Here is a 20774-nt window from a genome sequence, read left to right as displayed (position 1 = left end):
TCATCCTTCCGGCGGGCAGTTCAACTCGAGCTTGGTGGCGAAGATCTTGCTCATGTCGGTGCCTGTCGGATCGTTGAAGAACGCATCCGTCAGGGTCTTCTGGTTTTCCTTGATCGCCTCGTCCGGGTCCGGACGAACGACCTTCTTGGTGCAGGTCGCGGGCAGGCCTTCGACGGTAAGGTTGGCGTCGTCGGTGAAGTCGATCGCCGTATAGAAGGTCGGATCGTACACGCCGATGTCGATCTTGCCCGTGAGCTTGATCGGCGTCTTCGGCTGCGACTCGAACAGGATGATCAGCTGGTCGTTGTCGAAGTTCGCCATCAGATGCGGTGGAGGCACCATCGGCACGTCCCTGCCGTCCTGGGTGACGAGCTGGAAGTAGTTGAACTCGGCCAGCGAGGAATGGACGGTGTCGGCCACTTCCTTGAGCTCTTTGTCGTCAAGCTTCAGATCGGAGTTCTTGTCGAACTCCATCATCACCGTACTCGAAAACAGGTCGTCGAAGCGCCAAAGGTGGCGCAGCGCCGTCACACTTTGGTGATCCTGGCTGAGGATGACGTCGAGGCGGGCTTCGGCGAAGACATGCGGGTGCACCTCGGCTGGCTCGACCGCGGCAAATGTCACTGCTGCGGCCGAAGCCAGCATGGTTGCTTGCCGTTTCAGGTGCATTCCGGGCCGCGATTCCATCGACTTCGGGGGTGAAACGCGAGAGTTAGCATAAAGGGGGCGAAATTGGGACGCGGGCTATCACACTGCGTCGCGCGTCTTGAACCAGTGCACCAGGAAATCGACGAAGACGCGGACCTTGGCGGGCAGGTAGCGGCGGTGCGGATAGACGGCGAAGATGCCGCTGCCCGAAAGGATGCGGTCGTCGAGCACCGTTACCAGCCGGCCACTCGCGACGTCGGGCGCGGCGATGAAATCCGGCAGAATGGTGAAGCCCAGGCCCGAAACGGCGGCGGCTCTCGCGGCCATCGGGCTGTTCACCTCGATCGGACCCGATACCGAGACGCTGACCGAATCCTCGCCGTCGCCCTTGAAGCGCCAGTTGGCTAAAGAGCGACCATTGGTGTCGACGATGCAGGGCATGTTGGAAAGGTCCTGCGGGCGCGTCGGCGTGCCGTGCTTTGCGATCAGTTCGGGAGACGCGCAAAGCTTGATCGAAAACGGCCCCAGGCGCCTGGCGATTAGCGACGAATTCTCCAGCCGCGAAATGCGCACCGCGACATCGAAACCCTCCTCGACAAGGTCGACGAACCGGTCGTCGAGATGGATGTCGAGCACGATGTCGGGGTGCTGCTTGGCGAAGTCGATCAGCGACTGACCGATCGGCGCGTCGGCGAAGGTGCGGGCGGCCGACAGCTTGATCCTGCCGCGAACGTCGCCGGAAGACTGGCGCACCGCCTCGGCGAGGCTGTCGACCTCGCGCACGATTTCCGAAGCGCGCTGATAATAGGTGTGGCCGGCTTCGGTAAGCGAGAACTGGCGCGTGGTGCGGTTCAGAAGCAGCGCGCCGAGCTCGTCCTCCAGCTCGCGTACATATTTCGACAGCAGCGCCTTGGAGCGGCCGATCTTGCGCGCCGCGGCCGAAAAGCCTTCCGCCTCGACCACGTCGATGAAGGCGCGCATGCGGGTCAATGTGTCCATGGTCAGACCTTTCGTGCCGCGTCGAGAATCTTGCGGCCGAGCCGTATCAGGGCAACGTCGCTGCCGGAAGGGCCTAGCAGCGACAGGCCGAAGGGCGCGCCGTCGACGGAGCCGACCGGCAGCGTGATCTGCGGGAAGCCGGACAAGCCGGAAAGGCACAACAGGTGCAGCGCCCTTTCGCGATAGGCCTGGAACTGTTCTGGCGTGCTCGAAGCGAGCGGTGCCGCGCCGGGAACGGTTGGCAGGACGAGGAAGCCGTTGTCGCCGAGCAAGGCGCCGAGCTCGGCACGGAAAGCCAGCCGCCGCGCCGTCTCGGCGGCGACAGTTCCGGCATCGATCGTGCGGCCGAAGCCGAAGCGTTCCGCGACGCCGGGGCCGAGGCGGCCGCCGGACGATATCCAGGCGCCATGCTCGCGCCAGGCCTCGAAGGCCTGCAAGCGGCGAAAGCACCAGTAAAGCTCATCGGGGAACGAGGCGAACGTATGTTCGGTCTCCGCCGGCCGGCCAATGACGCCAGCGGCCAACGCCTTCATGCGCGCATATTCCGCGGCTTCCGCCGGACCGGTCACGAAGGCGTCCAGCCAGCGGATCGACAGCGGGCGGCTGAGCGGGTGCTGGTGCGGATCGCGGCCAAGCAGCAGCTTGCCGACCGCCTCATAGGTCTCGATGTCGTCGGCGAACCAGCCGAAGGTGTCGAAGCTCGACGCCAGCTTCATTGCGCCGTCGAGCGGGACGCGGCCATGGGTGGTTCGCAGGCCGATCAGACCGCAGAAGCTCGCCGGCGCGCGGATCGACCCGCCGGTGTCGGAACCGGTGGCGATGTTCGCCAAGCCGCCGGCAACCGCGGATGCCGAACCCGAGGACGAGCCGCCGGTGACGCGCTCGGGCGCCGCGGGATTTACCGGAAACGGAAAATGCGAATTCTGCCCGAACAGCGAGAAGGCCAACTCGTCGGTCTGCGTCTTGCCGACGAATCGCGCGCCTGCGTCGAGAATCATCTGCACGGGTTCCGCGGTGCGCAAGGCGGTATGCGCTTCCTCGAACTTTTGCGGGTTGCCGCAGCCGGTTCGGTAGCCGGCGACGTCATAGATGTCCTTGACGGCCAGGCGCAGGCCGGCGAGCGGGCCCGATTCCGCATTCGCGACAGGCATTTGGCGCAGATCGAGGAAGGCGTTGAGCGGGCCTTGGGTTCCTGGCATCGTTCGATATCCGGATACGGTGACGCGTACATTGTTCGATGCCAGAAATTTTACAACCTGCGCTTACGATTTTTATTGATTGTGAAACCCTTCGCTCCTATATCGCGCTTGCCCAAAGTCGCACGTGCCTGTGGGTGTCCGCCGATCCTCGAATGGTGAGGGAAATCGGTAAGGTAACTGGAGCCAACCCCTCCAGTCGGTCTAGCGGCCAACCGCCAGCCCGAGGACACCTTGAAGCAACGACGGTGCGGGCCTTTCTGGTTCTCTTCCGGTTGTCCAAAGACCGGGGTTACTAAAGAGGCACACCTTCATTGCCGGCAGTGCGGAGCGGGTTCTCCCAATCCAAGCCAAGGCAGACAAAGCGAACCGAGGCCGGGCAAGGCTGAGGTTCATCGCCGCGAGACGGCGCTTCATGGTTCCGGGGTCTCCACCGGCTGGTTCCATGGATTTCCGTCCCGCCTTTGTCCACCGCGTGTTCGCGAGGCCGACAGCCCGCGTCCGCACCCTTGTGCGCGCCGAAAGGCGTGATGGAGAGACCCCGATGGCCACCCAGCGCATCCTTGACTTCCTCGCCACCCGACGTCCGAACGGCCCTTGCCTCGTGGTCGACCTCGATGTCGTGCGCGACAATTTCCGCGCCTTCGAGAAGGCGTTGCCCGATTCCAAGATCTACTATGCGGTGAAAGCAAATCCGGCGCCGGAGATCCTGCGCCTGCTTGCTGCGATGGGCTCGTCCTTCGACACCGCATCGGTTGCCGAAGTCGAGATGGCGATGGATGCCGGCGCGCCGGCCGATCGCATTTCCTTCGGCAACACCATCAAGAAGGAGCGTGACATCGCACGCGCCTACCAGCTCGGCATCCGCCTGTTCGCCGTGGACTGCGTCGAGGAGGTGGAGAAGATCGCCCGCGCCGCTCCCGGCTCGCGCGTGTTCTGCCGCGTTTTGACCGACGGTGAAGGCGCCGAATGGCCGCTGTCGCGCAAATTCGGCTGCGTGCCGGCAATGGCGGTGGACGTGCTGCGCCATGCCAAGGGCCTCGGCCTCGACGCCTATGGCGTGTCGTTCCATGTCGGCTCGCAGCAGACCGACCTGACCGCCTGGGACCGCGCGCTTGGCGACGCCAAGAAGGTGTTCGCGACGCTCGCCGAGGGAGGCATCGTCTTGAAGATGGTCAACATGGGCGGTGGCTTCCCGACCCGTTACCTGAAGGACGTGCCGGTCGCCCAGGCCTATGGCCAGGCGATCTTCTCGGCGCTGCGCAAGCATTTCGGCAACGCGCTGCCCGAGACGATCATCGAGCCGGGCCGCGGCATGGTCGGCAATGCCGGCGTCATCAAGTCGGAAGTCGTGCTGATCTCGAAGAAGGCCGACAACGACAATGTGCGCTGGGTGTTCCTCGATATCGGCAAGTTCGGCGGTCTCGCCGAGACCATGGACGAGGCGATCCGCTATCCGCTGGTCACCCGCCATGACGGCTCGGAGACCGCACCTTGCGTGCTCGCCGGCCCGACCTGCGATTCGGCGGACGTGATGTATGAGAAGACGCCTTATCCGCTGCCTTTGTCGCTGAGCATCGGCGACGAGGTGCTGATCGAGGGCACCGGAGCCTACACGACCACCTATTCGGCGGTCGCTTTCAACGGCTTCGAGCCCCTCCGATCCTACGTGATCTGAGCAGTTCGCAAGGAACCGCTCAGATCATCCCAGGTGGGCGCCTGTCGCCCGCCCGGGCTCGCTTGTGGAACAGATCTCCGCTCGTGAAGGATCGCGGACATGGATATGGCAAATTTCATCGTTGACAGTGGCGCGGTCGGAATCTTCCCCCTTGAGGGGGAGATTGCCGGCGCCTTCGTCATCGTTGGCGAAGGCGCCGGCGACGCCGCGGCGCGCGAAACGCTGCTCGACCGCGCCATGGGGCCGAACCGCAAGAAGAAGTCGTCCGAGAAGCTGCGGCGCGGCCGCCGGCCTTCGGAAGGCCTGGCCTTTGTCGCGCGCAACGCGTCGGGCGCGGTCGTCGGCACGGTGCGGCTTTGGGATGTGAGGCTGGGCGAGGGCGGCCCGGCGCTCCTGCTCGGCCCGCTCGCGGTCGAGCCGGGATTGAAGAGCGGCGGCATCGGCTCGGCGCTGATGCGGCACGCGGTCGCCGAAGCCGCGCGGCTCGGCCATGGCGCGATCCTGCTCGTCGGCGACGCGCCCTATTATGGGCGGTTCGGCTTCTCGGCCGACCGCACCGGAGCGCTCGCCATGCCTGGCCCCTATGAGCGGCACCGGCTTCTGGCGCTGGAGCTGAAGGACGGCGCGCTAGGCGGCGCCAAGGGCACGATCAAGGCTGCCGGCCGCAAGCTCAAGGGGCAGGGCTTCGTCGCCTGACGGTATCGAACCCGCTTGAAATCATCGAAGCGGCGTCACCTCTAGGGTGGCGCCGCTTCGGTTTGAGCGAGATGTCAGCCGAGCAGCTGGCTCAGCGCCATGGCGACCGTCATGTCGCCTTCGACCTTCAGCTTGCCCGACATGAAGGCCATGGTCGGGTTGAGGTCGCCGGCGATCAGCGAATCCAGATCGTCGAGCGAGAGCTTGACGGTGCAGTCGGTCGGCGCGTCGGTGGTCGAGACGGTCGCGCCGTCGATGACGATGACGCCGTCGCTGCCGGTGTCGAACTTGACCGAATGCTCGAAGCCCGCGCTTGCCACGCGCGACTTGATCTTGTCGGCAATCTCCTGAACGCCCATGGCGGTTCTCCTCGTTGGTTGCGTTGACGCGCACCGGCTTGTCGAGCCGCTGGGCGAGGTAGGCGCGCCGCGCCTGCGCGGTCGCCTGTCACCGGCGCATATAGCTTCGAGTTGACGTTAACGTCAACGCGGTCACCATGCGTCATGTCGCATCACGGGTAAGCGGTTTGCCGCCGCATACTTCTGGGCGACATGCATTGGACGGGCGATCAATGTTCCTGGAAGGGCTTGGTCATTGCCGCCGCTGTGTCGCCGGCATTCTTGCGGCGGCGAAGCGCGTTGTCGCGGATATCGTCCTTGGAGAGGAAGTTGACCTGGTCGATCAGCACCTCATGCACCAGATCGACGCCGACGCGGGTGTTGATGGTTTCGCGGATCGACTTGCGGAAAGCGTCGAGATCGATCGATTCCTTCTTGGTGAAATCGATCTGCGGGTTGGAATAGAGATAGGAATAGACCTGGTCGGTAATCAGCGCCTGCGCCGGGATCGACAGCTTCTTTATCTGGTCCGGTTCCACCGTGTAGACGAGCTTGGTGAGGAAGTAGCCCTCGATCCTACCGTCGCGCAGCAACGGCACCGAGATCATGTCGGCCTTGACATAGTCGAGGCCGCCCAGCATCGGCTTCGGCGGTTCGCCGACGCCGCGCTGGCCGGCCGCCTGGAAGGAATAGAAGACCGCGCCAAGCGTCACGGCGCAAATCCACAGCGCGGCGGCGATGAATTTTATCATGTTCTATTTGTTGGTTCGAGCATGATCTTGTGCGAAAACCAGCCTCCACTTTTCGCTGACGCGGTCCTGCGGTTCGGGATCATGCCCGCGCCATTCCGAACTCGCCCACCGAATAGGTGCCGTCGGTATCGGCGCGCTGGATGGCGTTCCTCAGGAGTGTGGCGACCTCGTTGACGGCGTTGAGATGGGCGAGGATCGCCGCTTCGTTCTTCGCCAGTTTCTGGCGCAGCCGCAGCAGACCTTCGCGATGCTGCTCGAGGAATTCGATCTCGTTGGTGCCCTTCATGGCACGGTTCAGCTCGTAGAGATACCGGCTCTTGCGCGCGTTAGAGGCCTTGAGATCATAGGCTGTTCCGCTGCGGATACCAGCGGTCTCCTCTTCCACGACTTCCTCGATGCGGCCGATGATGGCGGCAAGGTTGCCGGGTCGTGCGGCGGCGGGCGCTTCCATTGCGTTGGTCCGCGCCGGAAGATTGGAAAGGTCCGTTTGGTCGGCCATGTAGGTCCCTAGATCTTGATATCCGTTTTTATGGTCGTGTCGTCACCGGTCATTGACCGTGTGGCTTTGCGCTCAAGCTCCTCGAGCATCGATGTCGAACGCATGGTCTGGTGGTCGATCTCGGTTTTCTGCGGCCCGCCGGCAACCGGGCCGACCGACACCTTGTGCTTGCCGTCGAGATAATGGTCGGCCAGCATCGATTTGGCGATGCCGATGCCGCCATGCGCGGCCATGACATCGGCTACCTTTTCGGCGAGCTGCGATTTCCACATGTCGCCGGCCAGGCCCTTGCCGTAAACGCCCTCGGTGTCCTTGGGCATCATGTTCTGGACGAAGGTCGTCAGCACCATCGCTTCGAAGCGCTGGAACTTTTTGGCCGGATTGGTGGCTTCCGCCTTGTCGGCCGTGGCGCGCGAGAGCACGGAGCCGGCATCGGCCGTGGCGGATGGATCGACAGAGAACGGTGCCGAGGTGCCGTTTGCCCTTCTCGCGAGCGCCGCGCGCGCGGCCTCGACATCGGCCGGCTCCGCTGCGCGGGCAACGTCCATGACGATGTCGCTGGGTGGGGAGATGGCCAAGAAAGTCCGCCCTTTGCCGGTTCTGTTATCTGCACAATGACTGAACAAGCTTGTGGCAGGCTTGCGGGAAAAGGGAGGCGGAATGCGGATGTGTGGGTCGGTCGCCTGCTTCGCGCTACGAGGGGCGGCCCGGCCGGCGGCGGGTTAACGCGCGAGCCGGGCCTGACCGGCGGGGGCACGGAAAAGATACAGGGCGCCGGCTAAAGGCGATTGTACGCCCGTTCAGCATCCAGGACGCTTGCACAAGGAGGTATGTCGTACAAGCAATACGTGTATCGCTACACCCTAGTGAGTAATGGGGGATGAAACTGGCTAATCATCCCCCCAGATAGGCCCGCACTTCCGCGCTCCCGCCGTGCTCCAGCTGCCATCCGATCGACCACAGGCCGCTGTCGTCAAACATTTCCAAAACTCGCAACCGTTCTTCGTCGTCGGGGTATTGCCTTTTCAGAAGTGCGTTGACCGCCTCCACGTTCCCGCGCCGGTATGCCTGGATGTAAATGTCATCAGCCATTTCAAACACCTCGTACGTATGGCTCGATGCTGCCTCTGTCCCGGCCCAACTCAAATCAGCCATTCGGGCAGCCGGCTTACCACTTGATGAGGAGCCCCACTGAGCACGCTTGGCGGCACCCCTTATGTCGTTTTGGAACCAAGGGATGCTGGCAGCAGTTTTGCTCATGATGAGTTCCGCGGAGCGCTGGGCGGACGACGCAACTGGGATTGGGGTTTACCGGATGATAGAAAACGGAGCGGCGGACCCCGCTCAAGTCGCGCTTTTAGCAAAGGCGGTGATCGAGTTCTGCACCAGCCACCAGATCGTTCGCATCGATCATCGCGAGCAGGTGGCGGGCAAAGTGATGAGCCTGTTCGGTCGAGGCGTCACCGATCCCGATCAGATTTTGATTGCCCTTGAAAAGGATAGTTCAATGTCTCGCCTGCGCCGGCTGACGAAACGGCTATCACAATCTGGCAGCCGGAGGAAAATCTGATCCTATGGAAAGGAGGGCGCAACGAGCCTGCCCAAGTCGCATCAGTTAAATGCCGACGTCATTAAATGCTTCGTTGTCTGCCTTGTAGATAACGTATGGGCTAGGCCTAACGAGCGCAATGAGGCGCAAAGCGGATGTTCACGTGACGTTCCGCTCAACACGATACGATGCGAACGTGGCTGCGCCGAAGTCTGAATAAGACTCAGGCAGGCTATTGAGGGATGAAGTTTGCTTTGTTGCTCAACCCGAGAGCGCTCCTAGGGCACCGGAGGCCTTTCACCTTGCAAATCCACGATGTTCTGCAAGCGCTTGCGGATTGACGATATCAGCGTCTCCTTCACCGCTCATCATGGCCCACAGGTTCTTGGCCGCATGCCAGCCGATTGCCTGGGTTCCTTCTGTCGTCCAGGCCGCGACATGCGGCGTGCACAAAACATTGGGCAGCGAAAACAATGAATCGTCGGTTTTCGGCGGCTCCTGGTCGAACACATCGAGGGCCGCACCCGCGATTTGGCCGTTGGCCAGCGCTGCTCGCATGGCCGTGTAGTCGACCAGCGATCCGCGCCCGGTGTTGACGACGATGGCTGTCGGTTTCATCCGCGCGAACGCGGCGGCGTTCAGGATGTGATGATTTTCCGGGCTCGGCGTTGCGTGAAGTGTCAGGAAGTCGGATTGCTCCACCAGTGTGGAGAAGTCGACGAGTTCGATGCCCGCAGGCGCTTCGTTCAGGAAAGGATCATAGGCAACGATGTGGGCCTCCCAGCCCGACAGCCGTTGCGCTACGCCGCGTCCGATGCGGCCGAGCCCAAGGATGCCGACGGTTGCGCCGCGTAGCGTCGCGCCATGGGTCAGGCCGCGCCATCCGCCACGCCGCATGAAATCGGGCGTCCACGTGCCAAGTTGTTTGGCAACTGCCAGCATCAGGGCGACCGTGTGCTCGCTGACCGTAAAGATCTGAAAATCGTTCGGCGTGCTGGAAACCAGAATACCGTGCTCGGTAGCGGCGTCGATGTCGATGCTGTCGACGCCAATGCCGTATTTGGAGATGTAGCGCAGACCGGGAAGCGCCTGCATGACGCGCCTGGTGATGCGGGTGCCGCTTGCCCCCATCAAGGCGACACAGCCAAGTGCCTTGGCAATTAGCTCATCCTCGGTGAAGCGTTTGAACGGCATTTCCCAGAGCGCATTGCCGAAAATGACGTTGACCCCACGCTCGCGCAGCCAGTCCAGCGAGGCGTCAGTCGGATCGTAGCGTTCGAATGCGAGAACGCTGGGCAAGCCTTGAGCGCTCATGATGATGATCTCCTCAAATGCTTTCGAAGCGCGGCGAAACGCATAGGCGTTCTGGATAGCGAGGCGGCGCCCGCAAGAGTTAGGGCCGCCCTTTCCCAACAGTCCATCGCATATTAGCAGGCACTGTTACATGCCAAGCGCCTGATTGACAGTACCTGGCCCGCGCCTTCGCGCAGCCACTATCTCCTGCGATGTGCCTGCTTTTGCCCAATCGCGACCAAGCCAGCTGCAATGGCCGAAATTAAGCGCACCACGGCCTCCAGCCGCCTGCGACGTCAGCTTTCAGGAAACGGCAAAACGGATCTATACGGCCTAGATTGCGGCGCAAAGCGGATGTTCACGTGGTGTAGTCCGTGAGTCGGGTTACAGGCAGAATTGCCGAGCTACTCTTCGGCCCGCTTCTGCGTGATGAGATCGAGCCGTTCGCGGTCGGAGCGCTCGCGCTCGTCGCGGCGGCGCACGTCCTTGTAAGCGCGTTCGACCATGTTGGTGCGCGCCGTGGCGGTGGCGATCAGCGACGCCTCCTGGCGCGCATCCTCCAGGTTCTGTTTCTGCCGGCCGAGCGCGTCGGTGATGCGGCGATGGTAGAGCGCCGGGAAAAGGCCCGCCAGCGAGCCGTCGGTGTCGAAATGTTCGATCAGTTCCTTGGCCTCCGCTTCCGCCCTGACCGCGGCCGCGAGGAAGCCGGCATGGCGCGTCTCGTGCAGCGCCTTCAGTTGCTCCTGCACCTTGACCAGTTTCTTCAGGCGGTCTTTTCGCGTGGTCATGGCTATCTCGCCAGCGTGAGGTCGACGAAGCCGTCGACGAACAGCGACAGCAAGGTGCCGACGGCGAAATAGAAGATGATCATCCCGCCGGCGATGACGAACGGCAGCGAGATGAAATAGACCGGGATCTGCGGCGTCAGCTTGTTGACGAAGCCGATCGTCAGATTGACCAGGATGGCATAGGCGACGAAGGGGCTTCCCAGGCGGATGACCAGGAAGAAGGCGTCCGACACGGTATCGGTGACGTCGACGAGGGCGGCCTGCGGGTTGAAGAAGACGTTGACGGGGGCGACCGTGTAGGAGGCGACCAGCGCCTTGACGATCTCGTGGTCGAAATCGAAGACGAAGAGCAAGAGCAGCGCCGAGAACGAGATGATGGCGGCAAGCGCTGCCTGCGGTTCGGGCTCCTCGATCGCCGGTCCGCCCGAGCCGCCGTAGCCGATCATCATGGCTATGGCCGAGCCCATGAAGCGCAGCGCTTCCATGTAGAGCCTGGTCATGGCGCCGATCAGCCCGCCGACCAGAAGCTCGGAGACGATCATCGGCGCCAGCACCTGCGGGCGCGGATCGACGAACGGATAGATGCGGTCCCACAGGAAAGCGAGCAGGCCGCCGGTGGCGGCGAGCGAGACGAACAGCCTGATCTGCAGCGGCACGCGGGCGCTCGACAGGCCGGGCATCAGCATGAAGCAAGCGCCGATGCGGCAGAAGGCCAGGAAGGCGGCGATGATGACGCCTTGCGAGAGCGTGTTCACGAGATCGTTCCGAGCACCTTGATCTCCACGCCCTTGGCGATCTCGACATGGCTGAGCACCGGGAGCGTCGTGAACAGCCGCTCGATGATCATGCGCACATAGGGACGCGCGTCGGGCGCGGTGACGAGCACGAAGCGCTCGCCGGCCTCGAGATGCTTGCGGATCGCCTTGGTCGCGTCCTGGCCGAATTCCTCGAGCTGGCGCGGATCGATGTCGAATTCGCGCACCTCGCCCTTGGCGTCGCGTTTGAGGCTCTGGTGGAAGGCGAGGTCCCAGCGGTTGCCCAGGCGCAGCACCTTGAGCGTGCCGCTCTCGGACAGGTCGCCGCAGATCTGCTGCGCCATGCGGATGCGCACATGCTCGACGATCTGCTCGGTGCGGCGCACATGCGGCGCGATCTCGGCGATGGCCTCGATGATCAGATGCAAGTTGCGGATCGAGACGCGCTCGGCGAGCAGCAGTTTCAGCACGGCCTGCAGGCCCGGATAGGAGATGTGCGAGGTGCAGATCTCGTCGGCGAGCTTGCGGTATTCCGGGTCGAGCCGCTCCAGCAGCGCCTTCATGTCCTTGTAGGACAGAAGCTGCGGCAGGTTGTTGCGGATGACCTCGGAAAGATGCGTGAGCAACACCGACATGTTGTCGGCGAAGGTGAAGTTCTCGCGCTTCAAGTCCTCGGCGAAGGTTTCGAGCACCGAATAGGCGCGCATGCCGAAGGCCGGCTCGCGGATTTCCTCGCCGGGGATTTCCGGCACGCCGCGCGTGCCAAGCAGCACCATGATCTCGCCGACGCGCATCTGGTATTCGGCGACCACCGTGCCGTGCACCTTGATCTGATAGCTCTTCGGCGGAATGGCGAAGTCGTCGACGACGCGTATTTCCGGCACCACGAAGCCGTATTGCTGGGCAAATTTCTTGCGCATCTTCGACATGCGGAACACGAGTTCCTGATGCGCCACCATCAGCCTGGTCGAGAGCTGCTTGCCGATCAGGAGCTCGATCTCGGCGGTGACCAGCGAGGCCTTGACCGAGTTCTTTTCCTCTTCGACCTTGTTGGCCTTCTCCTGCGTCTTCAAGGCCTCGACGGCAGCAAGTTCGCGGTTCTGGCGCAGCGGGATGATGTAGCCGAGGCTGGCCATGGCGCCGGCGAGCGCGAAGAAGGGGAACAGCGGCAGGCCGGGCATCAGGCCGAGGATGACCAGCAGCGAGGCCGCGACGTAGAGCGCGCGCGGATGCGCGCCGAGCTGGCCGAACACCGCCTGGTTGGTCGAGCCGCGCGTGCCGCCCTTGGAGACGAGCATGCCGGCGGCGAGCGAAACGATGAGGGCCGGGATCTGGGTGACGAGGCCATCGCCGACCGACAGTTTGATGAAGACGTCGGCCGCCTGGCCGAGGCCCATGCCATGGCGCAGGTAGCCGATGGCGATACCGCCGACGATGTTGATGGCGGTGATGATCAGGCCGGCGATGGCGTCGCCACGCACGAATTTCGAGGCACCGTCCATCGAGCCGAAGAAGGAGGATTCTTCCTCCAGCTCGCGGCGGCGCAATTGCGCGGTCTTCTCGTCGATCATGCCGGCGGAAAGGTCGGCGTCGATCGACATCTGCTTGCCGGGGATGGCGTCGAGGGTGAAGCGCGCGCCGACTTCGGCGATACGGGTGGCGCCCTTGGTGATGACGATGAAGTTCACCACGATCAGGATCATGAAGACGATGAGGCCGATGACGAAGTCGCTCGACATCACCAGCTTCGAGAAGCCGGAAATGACATAGCCGGCGGCATGCGTGCCCTCATTGCCGTGCGACAGGATCATGCGCGTGGTGGCGATGTTGAGCGACAGCCGCAGCATCGTGGCGATCAGCAACACGGTCGGGAAGGACGAGAAGTCGAGCGGTCGCTGGATCCACAGCGAGACCATCAGGATCAGTACTGAAAGCGCGATCGAGAAGGCGAGGCCGATATCGATGAGGAAGGCGGGGATCGGCAAAAACAGCACCGCCAGGATGAAGACGATGCCCAGCGCGAAGAAGACGTCGCGGCCGTTCTTGGCCACCGCGCCGGGCGCAAGTGTTTCGCTGATCGCCATGTCGTCCTCAAATCCAGAGCCGCCACACACACAGCAGGCCCGCCGACCGTAACCGGCCAAGCTTGCGCGAAGGTGGGAGAGTGGCTACGGGACCTCATCGCGGCCTTAAAGCGCGTCGCACCGAAATGGATTCAGGGCGAGGCGCTTCAAGTCTTTGTCTTGATGCATGTCGTTCCCCCAAAACCGCTGCGCACTTTTGGGCGACATGCATGGCGAAAGGAAGTCACATGCTCCTGATCATCGGCACGGTTCGGGTGCCGCCCGACGGGCTCGAACAAGCGAAGCCAGCGATGCAACGGATGATCTCGGCGAGCCGCGCCGAGCCGGGCTGCCTCGGCTATTCCTACGCGCAGGATGTGCTGGACGCCGGGCTCATCCATGTTTCGGAAGCGTGGCGCGACCGCGCCGCGCTCGAAGCGCATTTCAAATCGGCGCATATCGCCTAGTGGCGCGCGAGCTGGGCCGAGCTCGGCATCGGCGACCGCAAGCTCACGCTTTACGAAACAGACAGCGGCGCGCCAACCTGACAGCGACAGGCTTCAGGACTGTGCCGCGTCCGCGGTCGCGACGGCGACCAGCCAGCGCCGCACGGCCCGTTCCTCCTCGGCGGAGAGGCCGGCGGTCAGTTGATCTTCAAGCTTGTACACACGTTCCCGGCATTTCTTCAGCAAGGCGTGGCCGTCTTCGCTGAGGTCGAGATGCTGGATGCGGCCGTGGACCGCATGCGGCCGACGGATGAGGGAGCCGGCCTTTTCCAGATTGCCGACGATCACGCTCACCGTCTGCGGCGTCAACACCGCCAACCGGGCGAGCTCGGCGTTGGATATGCCGGGATAGGCCGAAACCATGGTGAGGGCCGCAAACTGCGCCTGCGTCACGCCGAATTCATCGAGCGCCCGCTCCACCTTCAGGCGGTAAGCGCCAGCCGCCTGGCGCAGCAGATAGCCCAGATAACCTTCCTCGCCACGCTTGCCTTCACCGGGAGCTGGAATGGACGGATTGCCCTTGCGCATGATGTCATAGCTCTTATATGTTGTTCGTATGCTGATATTGCCGCGACAAGGAGCGAAAGACGATGGGCTATCGTATTTTTCTTGCCGGTGGCTCGGGCGCGATCGGCCGCCGGTTGATTCCGCAGCTGCTGGCGGCCGGTCATCAAGTGACTGCGACGACGCGACAGGCGGCAAAGACCGAGGATCTTCGAGCGCTTGGCGCCGATCCGGCGGGCGTCGATGTGTTCGATGCGAGCGCGCTGCGCGCCGCGGTCGTGGCGGCGAAGCCGGAAATCGTCATCCATCAGCTTACCGACCTGCCGCCCGGGCTCGATCCATCGAAGATGGCCGAGGCGAGCGTAAGAAACGCCCGCATCCGCGATGAAGGAACCCGCAACCTGGTCGATGCGGCGAAGGCGGCCGGGGCGAAGCGGCTGATCGCGCAAAGCATTGCCTGGGTCTACGCGCCGGGGTCCGAACCGCATGCCGAGACGGATCCGCTCGACAGCGGCGCGGAAGGCGGCCGCGCCGTCAGTGTCGCCGGCGTCATTGCGCTGGAAAGGCGTGTGCTCGGCGCTTCGCCAATCACCGGCATCTTGCTGCGCAACGGCCATCTCTACGGGCCGGGCACCGGCGCGGAAACCGCCGCGGACCCGGCGGTGCATGTCGATGCCGCCGCTTACGCGGCGCTGCTTGCCGTGGAGCGGGATGCGCAGGGCGCGTTCAACGTCGCGGAGCCGAACGGCTACATCACGACGGAAAAGGCGGTCAGCGAGCTCGGCTGGCGCGCCGGCTTTCGCCTTGCCGGCTGAGCGAAGGAGTTGCTGCCATGATCGAAGACGTCTCGTCCCGAAGCCTCACACTGCTCGGTGTCGCCACGATCTCTGCCGGGCTGCTTGGCATGGCTGTGGTCCACAACAACACGGCAATTACCGCCCCTGGTGGAATGGACGCGCTCATCCACATGATGGCGGCCGATGCCGGGAAGGGGGCCGCAGCGCGCCCGACCACTACGGTCAGGCCGCTCTCCTGCGAAAAGCTGCCGAATGTGCCGGGGCATTCGATCACCACGGCGCTGGTCGAATTCCCTCCCAATGCCTATACGCCGCGACACCGTCATCCCGGCTCGGTCACGGCCTTTGTCATCAAGGGAGCGCTACGTTCGCAGATGGAAGGCGGGCCAGCGATGACCTACACAAAGGGCCAGACCTGGTTCGAAGCGCCCGGCACGATCCACGCGTTCGCCGAGAATGCCAGCGCCAACGAGCCGGCGGAGCTGCTGGCGATCTTCGTCGCCGAGGATGACTGCGGCCCGCTGACCATCCCTGTAACCTGATTAAGTCTATCTCCTTGGTCGCGCGAAGAGTCTTGCTAGGGCTATTTCGCGCAACGCCAAAATGGCGCCACAAGCGGTCGGCATTGCGGTTGCCACGCAAAGCCGCCGCGCGTATCAGGCACGGCAGTTGTTTATCTTTCGCATACCGGCGAGCCGCCCCGTTGCCTGCCAGAAACGACCCACAAGTCTACGCCCGCCGGCTTCGCGCGGTGCTGATCAGCTCGCTCCCCGTGCTCGAGGCACGCGGCATCGTGATCGTGCTGATGGCAGGCATGGTCGGCGTGATCGCGGGCGCGCTGGTGACCGGCATGAGCGCGCTGGTGCAGGGCATGCACTACCTGCTCTTCGACGTGCAGCCGGGCGGCCGGCTTTCGGCGATGTTCTCGCTTTCCGACCCGGTGCAGGCGATGTTCCCGGCCATCGGCGGCTTGCTGCTCGGCCTTTCCGTGATCTGGCTGCGAAAGCGTAAATTCCGCACGCCGGTCGACCCGATCGAAGCCAACGCGCTCTATGGCGGGCGTATGTCGCTCACCGACACTTTCATCATCGTGGCGCAGACGATGATTTCCAGCGGCTTCGGCGCCTCCGTCGGATTGGAAGCCGGCTATACGCAGATTGGCTCCGGCATAGCTTCCCGACTGGCGCGCGCCTTCCGGCTGCGCCGCAACGACGTCCGCATGCTAGTCGGCTGCGGCGCGGCCGGCGCGATCTCGGCCGCCTTCGACGCGCCGCTCACCGGCGCCTTCTACGGTTTCGAATTGGTCATCGGCATCTACTCCGTCGCCAATGTGGCGCCGGTGATGGCGGCGGCGATCTGCGCCTCGCTGACGGCGGAAGTGTTCGGCGGCGTGCCGTTCCCGCTGGAACTCTCAGGCCTGCCGAATCTGACCGCCAGCGAGTATGTGCCGTTCCTCCTGCTGGGCCTGCTCGGCGGGGCTGCCTCGATCGCGATCATGCATCTGGTGAGCATCGTCGAGCGGCTCTTTGTGCGGTTGTCGATCGACGCGTCGGTGAGGCCCTTCATCGGCGGCATCTTCGTCGGCTTGCTCGGGCTGGTCACGCCACAAGTGCTGTCCAGCGGCCATGGTGCGCTGCATCGCGAGTTCGCCATGAATTACGCGCTTCCGGTGGTGGCGAGCGTCTTCGTGATGAAGCTGGCGGCCTCGGCCATCTCGCTCGGCTCCGGCTTCCGCGGCGGCCTGTTCTTCGCGTCGCTGTTCCTGGGAGCGCTGCTCGGCAAAGTCTTTGCCGGCGTCATGGCGCTGACCGCGCCTTCGGCCGGCATCGACCCGGCGGTCGCCGCGGTCGTCGGCATGACCTCGCTGGCGGTCGGCGTCGTTGGAGGTCCGCTGACGATGACGTTCCTGGCGCTGGAATCGACCCGTGACCTGACACTCACCGGCGTGGTGCTGGCGGCCTCCATCATGTCGGCGATCCTGGTGCGCGAGACCTTCGGCTACTCCTTCTCGACCTGGCGTTTCCATCTGCGCGGCGAAACGATCCGCAGCGCCCATGACGTCGGCTGGATGCGCAGCCTCACCGTCGGCTCGATGATGCGCAAGGATGTCCGCACCGTTCCCGCCTCGACCACTCTTGACGAATTCCGCAAAGAGATCCCGCTTGGCTCGGCGCAGCGGGTCATCGCCGTCGAGCAGGCCGACCAATATGTCGGCATGCTGCTGGTGCCGGAACTGCACAGCGAGCGCTCCGACGGTGAGACGCCGGTGAGCGCGCTGGCCCAATTCAAGGACGCGGTGCTGGTGCCTTCGATGAACGTCCAGACCGCCGCCGAGACCTTCCAGCGCACCGGGGCTGAAGAGCTGGCGGTGGTCGAGGACTTCGACGAGCGCATCGTGCTTGGCCTGCTCACCGAAAGCCATCTGATGCGCCGCTATGCCGAAGAACTCGACAAGGCGCGGCGGGACCTGGCCGGCGAAGGTTGACCCGGTCGACAGCCCGGCCAATAAGACCACTCCTGAAAGCCATCCCATGCAAGTCAAGCGCAACGGCGACATCTCGTTCTGGTATGCGGATATCGGTGCTATCCCCGCGCCACGCCCGTCTTTGCCGGGCGACATCGAGGCGGATATCGCGATCGTCGGCGCCGGCTATACTGGACTGTGGACCGCCTATTATCTGAAGAAGGCGAAGCCATCGCTGCGCATCGTGCTCATCGAACGGGAGTTCGCCGGCTTCGGAGCCTCAGGGCGCAATGGCGGCTGGCTGTCGGGCGGCTTCGGGTGGTCGCGCGAGAAGTACCTTGAGGCGTCGACACGACAAGGCGTGACCGCCATGCAGAAGGCAATGGCCGGCTGCGTCGACGAGGTGATCCGGGTGGCAACCGAGGAAGGCATCGAAGCCGACATCCGCCGCGTCGACAATCTGACGGTCGCCACCAATCCGGCGCAGCTGGAACGCGTGCGCGAGGAATGCGAGACGATCCGCTCCTGGGACGCCGACCCCGAACGCATCGAACTGCTCGACGCCGCGGCCGCGCGGGCACGCATCAACATCCGAAATGTACTCGGCGGCTTCGTCATCCGCGGCCAGGCGCGGGTGCAGCCGGCCAAGCTGGTGCGCGGGCTGGCGGCGGCGGTCGAGCGTCTTGGTGTTTCGATCTATGAAAAGACGGCGGTGACGACGATCGCCAAGGGCGGCGTTACCACGGATCGCGGCACGGTGCGGGCCGGAACCATCATCCGCGCCACGGAGGGGTTCACCGCCGGAATCCCCGGGGAAGAGCGGACCTGGCTGGCGCTCAACAGCGCGCAGATCGTCACCGAGCCGCTGTCGGAAGAGATCTGGCGCAAGATCGGCTGGGAGGGGCATGAGCTGCTCGGCAATGCCGCACATGCCTATTGCTACGCCCAGCGCACGCGCGAGGGGCGCATCACCATGGGCGGGCGCGGCGTGCCCTACCGCTACGGATCGCGCACCGACGTCAACGGGCAGACACAGCAGGCGACGATCGACCAACTGCACAGCATCCTGACCACGCTCTTGCCGCAGACCACGGCCTGCCGCATCGATCACGCCTGGTGTGGCGTGCTCGGCGTGCCCCGCGACTGGTGCACGACGGTCGGCCTCGACCCCACGACACGCATCGGCTGGGCCGGCGGCTATGTCGGGCTCGGCGTGTCGAGCTCCAATCTGTCGGGACGCACGCTGACCGATCTCGTGCTCGGCCAGGATACCGAGCTGACGCGGCTGCCCTGGGTCAACCGCAAGGTGCGGCCCTGGGAGCCCGAACCTCTCCGTTGGCTGGGCGTCCACTCGATGTACCGGCTTTACCGCATCGCCGACCAGCGCGAGGCTGCGGGACTTGCGCGTACCTCGAAGCTTGCCGCCCTGGCCGACAGCATCACCGGCCACTAGAACGGCTCCGCCGAACCGCCCCTTTCCGGACATGCGATCAGTGATCGATCGGGCCCTTGGGTGAGACAAGCGTCGTGCCCGCGGTGGTTGGACGCTCGATCATGCGGCGCACGCGCGGCGGGTGGTCGCCGCTGTGCAGGGCGCGGATGCGTTCGCCGACCACGGCGTCGGCATGAGTAGCGCGCCGGTTGTGGCGGATATACTCGACCCAGGTCGGCGTATGGTAATGCTCGATCCACACCGACGGATTTTCGAGATCCCGCGCGAGCGTCCAGTTGCGGGCGCCGTCGCGGCGGCGGATGCGGCCGCGCTCGGCCATGGTGGCCAGGAATTCCGGCACGTCGTCCTCGCGAATGATGTACTCGATCATGATGGCGATCGGGCCGCTGCGCGGCTTGAGATCAAGCGCCAGCATCGGCTCCTTGAAGCGGTTGAGCGGATCAAGGTTGAGGACGGTCTGCCGCGGCAACGGCAGGACGAAGCCGATGGCGCCGCCGGCAAGCATCGCGACCGCCGCCGCGATCAGCGCGGTTTCCGCGCCATGCGCGTCGGCGACGACGCCCCAGATCCAACTGCCCAGCGCGATGCCGCCGAAGGTCGCCGTCTGGTAGATCGACAGCACGCGCCCGACCACCCAGCGCGGCGTCGACATCTGCACCGTGACGTTGAAATGCGAGAGCGCGATCACCCAGCAGGCGCCGCCGATGAGCAGGCCGGCGGAAGTCTGCCAGGCATTGTGGCTGATGGCGGCGTTGAAGGCGCACACCGCAAAGCCGGCAAACGCCATGCGCACCATCACCTCGCTGGACAGCAGCTGCCGCAGCCGCACGCTGATCAGCGCGCCGCCGACCGCGCCGATGCCGAAGGCGCCGAGCATGATGCCGTAGGTCAGCGCATCGCCCTTGACGACGTCGCGCGCCACCAACGGCAGGAGCGCCAGCACCGCGCCGGCGCTGAAGCCGAAGGCCGAACCGCGGACCAGCACCTTGGCGATGTTGGGCGACATGGCGACATAGCGCAGGCCGGCGCCCATCGCCGCGCCCAACGACTCGCGCGGCAGGGTTTGCTCGGGCAGCGCCGGCTTCCAGCGGAACAGCACGACGATCAGGCCGATATAGCTGATGGCGTTGGCGGCGAAGGCCGCGGCCGCGCCAGCAGCAGCGACGATGACGCCGCCGATCGCCGGACCGACGCTGCGGGTGATGTTGAAGCCCAGCGAATTAAGCGCGACCGCCGCCGGCACCTTGGCGCGCGGCACCATGTCGCCGACCGACGCCTGCCATGACGGGCTGTTCAGCGCCGTGCCGCTGTCGATCAGGAAGGTAAAGGCAAGCAGCGTCCACGGCGTCATCCAGCCGAACCAGGTGAACAAGGTCAGCAGCGCCGAGACGACCAGCATGAAGGTCTGCGCCACCAGCATCACCTTGCGGCGGTTGAAGCTGTCGGCAATGGCGCCGGCAACGAGCGCGAACAGCATGATAGGCAAGGTGGTCGAGGCCTGGACCAGCGCCACCTGGTACGACGAGGTGGCGATCGTGGTCATCATCCAGGCGGCGCCCACGCCCTGGATCAGACCGCCGAAATTCGACACCAGGCTGGCCGACCAGACGGCCCGGAAGATGCCATGCCGGAACGGCGCCAGCGCGGAGACGCGTTCGCTTTCCGGCTCGTCGTCGATCATGGTTGCGCCTTCGTCCGCTATATAAGTTCGCCGCGCCCGGAAGGGCCGGCGACTCGCCAAAGAGTGCGACCCAACAACAGGATGGCAAAGGCGAAAATGCGTCGGCGAAGGTTTA

21 protein-coding genes and 1 pseudogene are annotated in these 20774 nt (G+C 64.3%); 8 read left to right on the top strand and 14 right to left on the bottom strand.

Annotated features, from left to right (window positions below; genetic code table 11):
* From YU3_RS0104675 to YU3_RS0104665, 3 genes are all read right to left on the bottom strand, one after another.
* Positions 1-669, bottom strand: a complete 669-nt coding sequence (locus YU3_RS0104675; RefSeq protein WP_027165154.1) for a DUF1007 family protein — start codon at positions 667-669, stop codon at positions 1-3.
* Between the two features lie 78 nt (positions 670-747).
* On the bottom strand, positions 748-1647 hold the full coding sequence (locus YU3_RS0104670) for a LysR family transcriptional regulator (RefSeq protein ID WP_027165153.1): 900 nt from the start codon (positions 1645-1647) through the stop codon (positions 748-750).
* 2 nt (positions 1648-1649) lie between these two features.
* Entirely contained in the window at positions 1650-2846 is a 1197-nt protein-coding gene (locus YU3_RS0104665; protein ID WP_027165152.1) for an amidase, read from the bottom strand.
* Positions 2847-3387: 541 nt separating this feature from the next.
* Here YU3_RS0104665 and odc2 point away from each other — a divergent pair.
* Complete coding sequence (gene odc2 / locus YU3_RS0104660) at positions 3388-4521, top strand: ornithine/lysine decarboxylase (protein WP_027165151.1); 1134 nt, start codon at positions 3388-3390, stop codon at positions 4519-4521.
* Between the two features lie 105 nt (positions 4522-4626).
* On the top strand, positions 4627-5217 hold the full coding sequence (locus YU3_RS0104655) for an N-acetyltransferase (RefSeq protein WP_051333863.1): 591 nt from the start codon (positions 4627-4629) through the stop codon (positions 5215-5217).
* 74 nt (positions 5218-5291) lie between these two features.
* Here the strand turns inward: YU3_RS0104655 and YU3_RS0104650 are convergent, their stop codons facing one another.
* The 5 genes from YU3_RS0104650 to YU3_RS0104630 all read right to left on the bottom strand — a co-directional run bounded on the left by YU3_RS0104650 (position 5292) and on the right by YU3_RS0104630 (position 8066).
* The gene (locus tag YU3_RS0104650; protein ID WP_027165149.1) at positions 5292-5576 is read right to left on the bottom strand and encodes an SCP2 sterol-binding domain-containing protein; all 285 of its coding nucleotides are present in this window, start codon (positions 5574-5576) and stop codon (positions 5292-5294) included.
* A gap of 209 nt (positions 5577-5785) precedes the next feature.
* A complete protein-coding gene (locus YU3_RS0104645; RefSeq protein ID WP_027165148.1) occupies positions 5786-6307 on the bottom strand; it encodes a hypothetical protein in 522 nt (173 codons plus the stop codon).
* Between the two features lie 79 nt (positions 6308-6386).
* On the bottom strand, positions 6387-6806 hold the full coding sequence (locus YU3_RS0104640; protein WP_027165147.1) for a hypothetical protein: 420 nt from the start codon (positions 6804-6806) through the stop codon (positions 6387-6389).
* Positions 6807-6814: 8 nt separating this feature from the next.
* Complete coding sequence (locus YU3_RS0104635; RefSeq protein ID WP_027165146.1) at positions 6815-7384, bottom strand: rod-binding protein; 570 nt, start codon at positions 7382-7384, stop codon at positions 6815-6817.
* A 316-nt stretch (positions 7385-7700) separates the two neighbouring features.
* A complete protein-coding gene (locus YU3_RS0104630; protein WP_156913353.1) occupies positions 7701-8066 on the bottom strand; it encodes a hypothetical protein in 366 nt (121 codons plus the stop codon).
* Between YU3_RS0104630 and YU3_RS0104625 the strand changes: the two genes are divergently transcribed.
* Entirely contained in the window at positions 8044-8376 is a 333-nt protein-coding gene (locus YU3_RS0104625; protein ID WP_156913351.1) for a hypothetical protein, read from the top strand. The two genes, YU3_RS0104630 and YU3_RS0104625, sit on opposite strands and share 23 nt — an antisense overlap.
* Before the next feature lie 276 nt (positions 8377-8652).
* On the opposite strand, the gene YU3_RS0104620 is transcribed toward YU3_RS0104625, so the two are convergent.
* The 4 genes from YU3_RS0104620 to flhA all read right to left on the bottom strand — a co-directional run bounded on the left by YU3_RS0104620 (position 8653) and on the right by flhA (position 13275).
* Positions 8653-9669 (bottom strand): hydroxyacid dehydrogenase, encoded by a 1017-nt coding sequence (locus YU3_RS0104620; protein ID WP_027165143.1) that lies wholly within the window; start codon positions 9667-9669, stop codon positions 8653-8655.
* Between the two features lie 383 nt (positions 9670-10052).
* Positions 10053-10436, bottom strand: a complete 384-nt coding sequence (locus YU3_RS0104615; RefSeq protein ID WP_027165142.1) for a hypothetical protein — start codon at positions 10434-10436, stop codon at positions 10053-10055.
* Between the two features lie 2 nt (positions 10437-10438).
* Positions 10439-11191, bottom strand: a complete 753-nt coding sequence (fliR, locus tag YU3_RS0104610; protein WP_027165141.1) for a flagellar biosynthetic protein FliR — start codon at positions 11189-11191, stop codon at positions 10439-10441.
* Positions 11188-13275 (bottom strand): flagellar biosynthesis protein FlhA, encoded by a 2088-nt coding sequence (gene flhA, locus YU3_RS0104605; RefSeq protein WP_027165140.1) that lies wholly within the window; start codon positions 13273-13275, stop codon positions 11188-11190. The genes fliR and flhA overlap by 4 nt, the downstream gene beginning before the upstream one ends.
* A gap of 227 nt (positions 13276-13502) precedes the next feature.
* On the opposite strand from flhA, the pseudogene YU3_RS35995 reads away from it, so the two are divergent.
* Positions 13503-13718 (top strand): annotated as a pseudogene (locus YU3_RS35995) (putative quinol monooxygenase); the annotation flags it as partial.
* Between the two features lie 96 nt (positions 13719-13814).
* On the opposite strand, the gene YU3_RS0104595 reads toward YU3_RS35995, so the two are convergent.
* Entirely contained in the window at positions 13815-14288 is a 474-nt protein-coding gene (locus YU3_RS0104595) for a MarR family transcriptional regulator (RefSeq protein ID WP_051333847.1), read from the bottom strand.
* A gap of 62 nt (positions 14289-14350) precedes the next feature.
* On the opposite strand from YU3_RS0104595, the gene YU3_RS0104590 reads away from it, so the two are divergent.
* The 4 genes from YU3_RS0104590 (at position 14351) to YU3_RS0104575 (ending at position 18978) form a co-directional block, all read left to right on the top strand.
* Positions 14351-15079, top strand: a complete 729-nt coding sequence (locus tag YU3_RS0104590; protein WP_027165139.1) for an NAD(P)-dependent oxidoreductase — start codon at positions 14351-14353, stop codon at positions 15077-15079.
* A gap of 17 nt (positions 15080-15096) precedes the next feature.
* Entirely contained in the window at positions 15097-15603 is a 507-nt protein-coding gene (locus tag YU3_RS0104585) for a cupin domain-containing protein (RefSeq protein ID WP_027165138.1), read from the top strand.
* A gap of 161 nt (positions 15604-15764) precedes the next feature.
* A complete protein-coding gene (locus tag YU3_RS0104580; protein WP_027165137.1) occupies positions 15765-17546 on the top strand; it encodes a chloride channel protein in 1782 nt (593 codons plus the stop codon).
* A gap of 46 nt (positions 17547-17592) precedes the next feature.
* Complete coding sequence (locus YU3_RS0104575) at positions 17593-18978, top strand: FAD-binding oxidoreductase (protein ID WP_027165136.1); 1386 nt, start codon at positions 17593-17595, stop codon at positions 18976-18978.
* Positions 18979-19015: 37 nt separating this feature from the next.
* Here the strand turns inward: YU3_RS0104575 and YU3_RS0104570 are convergent, their stop codons facing one another.
* Entirely contained in the window at positions 19016-20659 is a 1644-nt protein-coding gene (locus YU3_RS0104570) for an MFS transporter (protein WP_027165135.1), read from the bottom strand.
* Between the last annotated feature and the right edge of the window lie 115 nt (positions 20660-20774).

It is taken from the genome of Mesorhizobium sp. WSM3224, assembly GCF_000427725.1.
In the GTDB taxonomy this organism is placed as follows: Bacteria; Pseudomonadota; Alphaproteobacteria; order Rhizobiales; family Rhizobiaceae; genus Mesorhizobium.
This window is presented reverse-complemented; position numbering and strand designations above follow the sequence as displayed.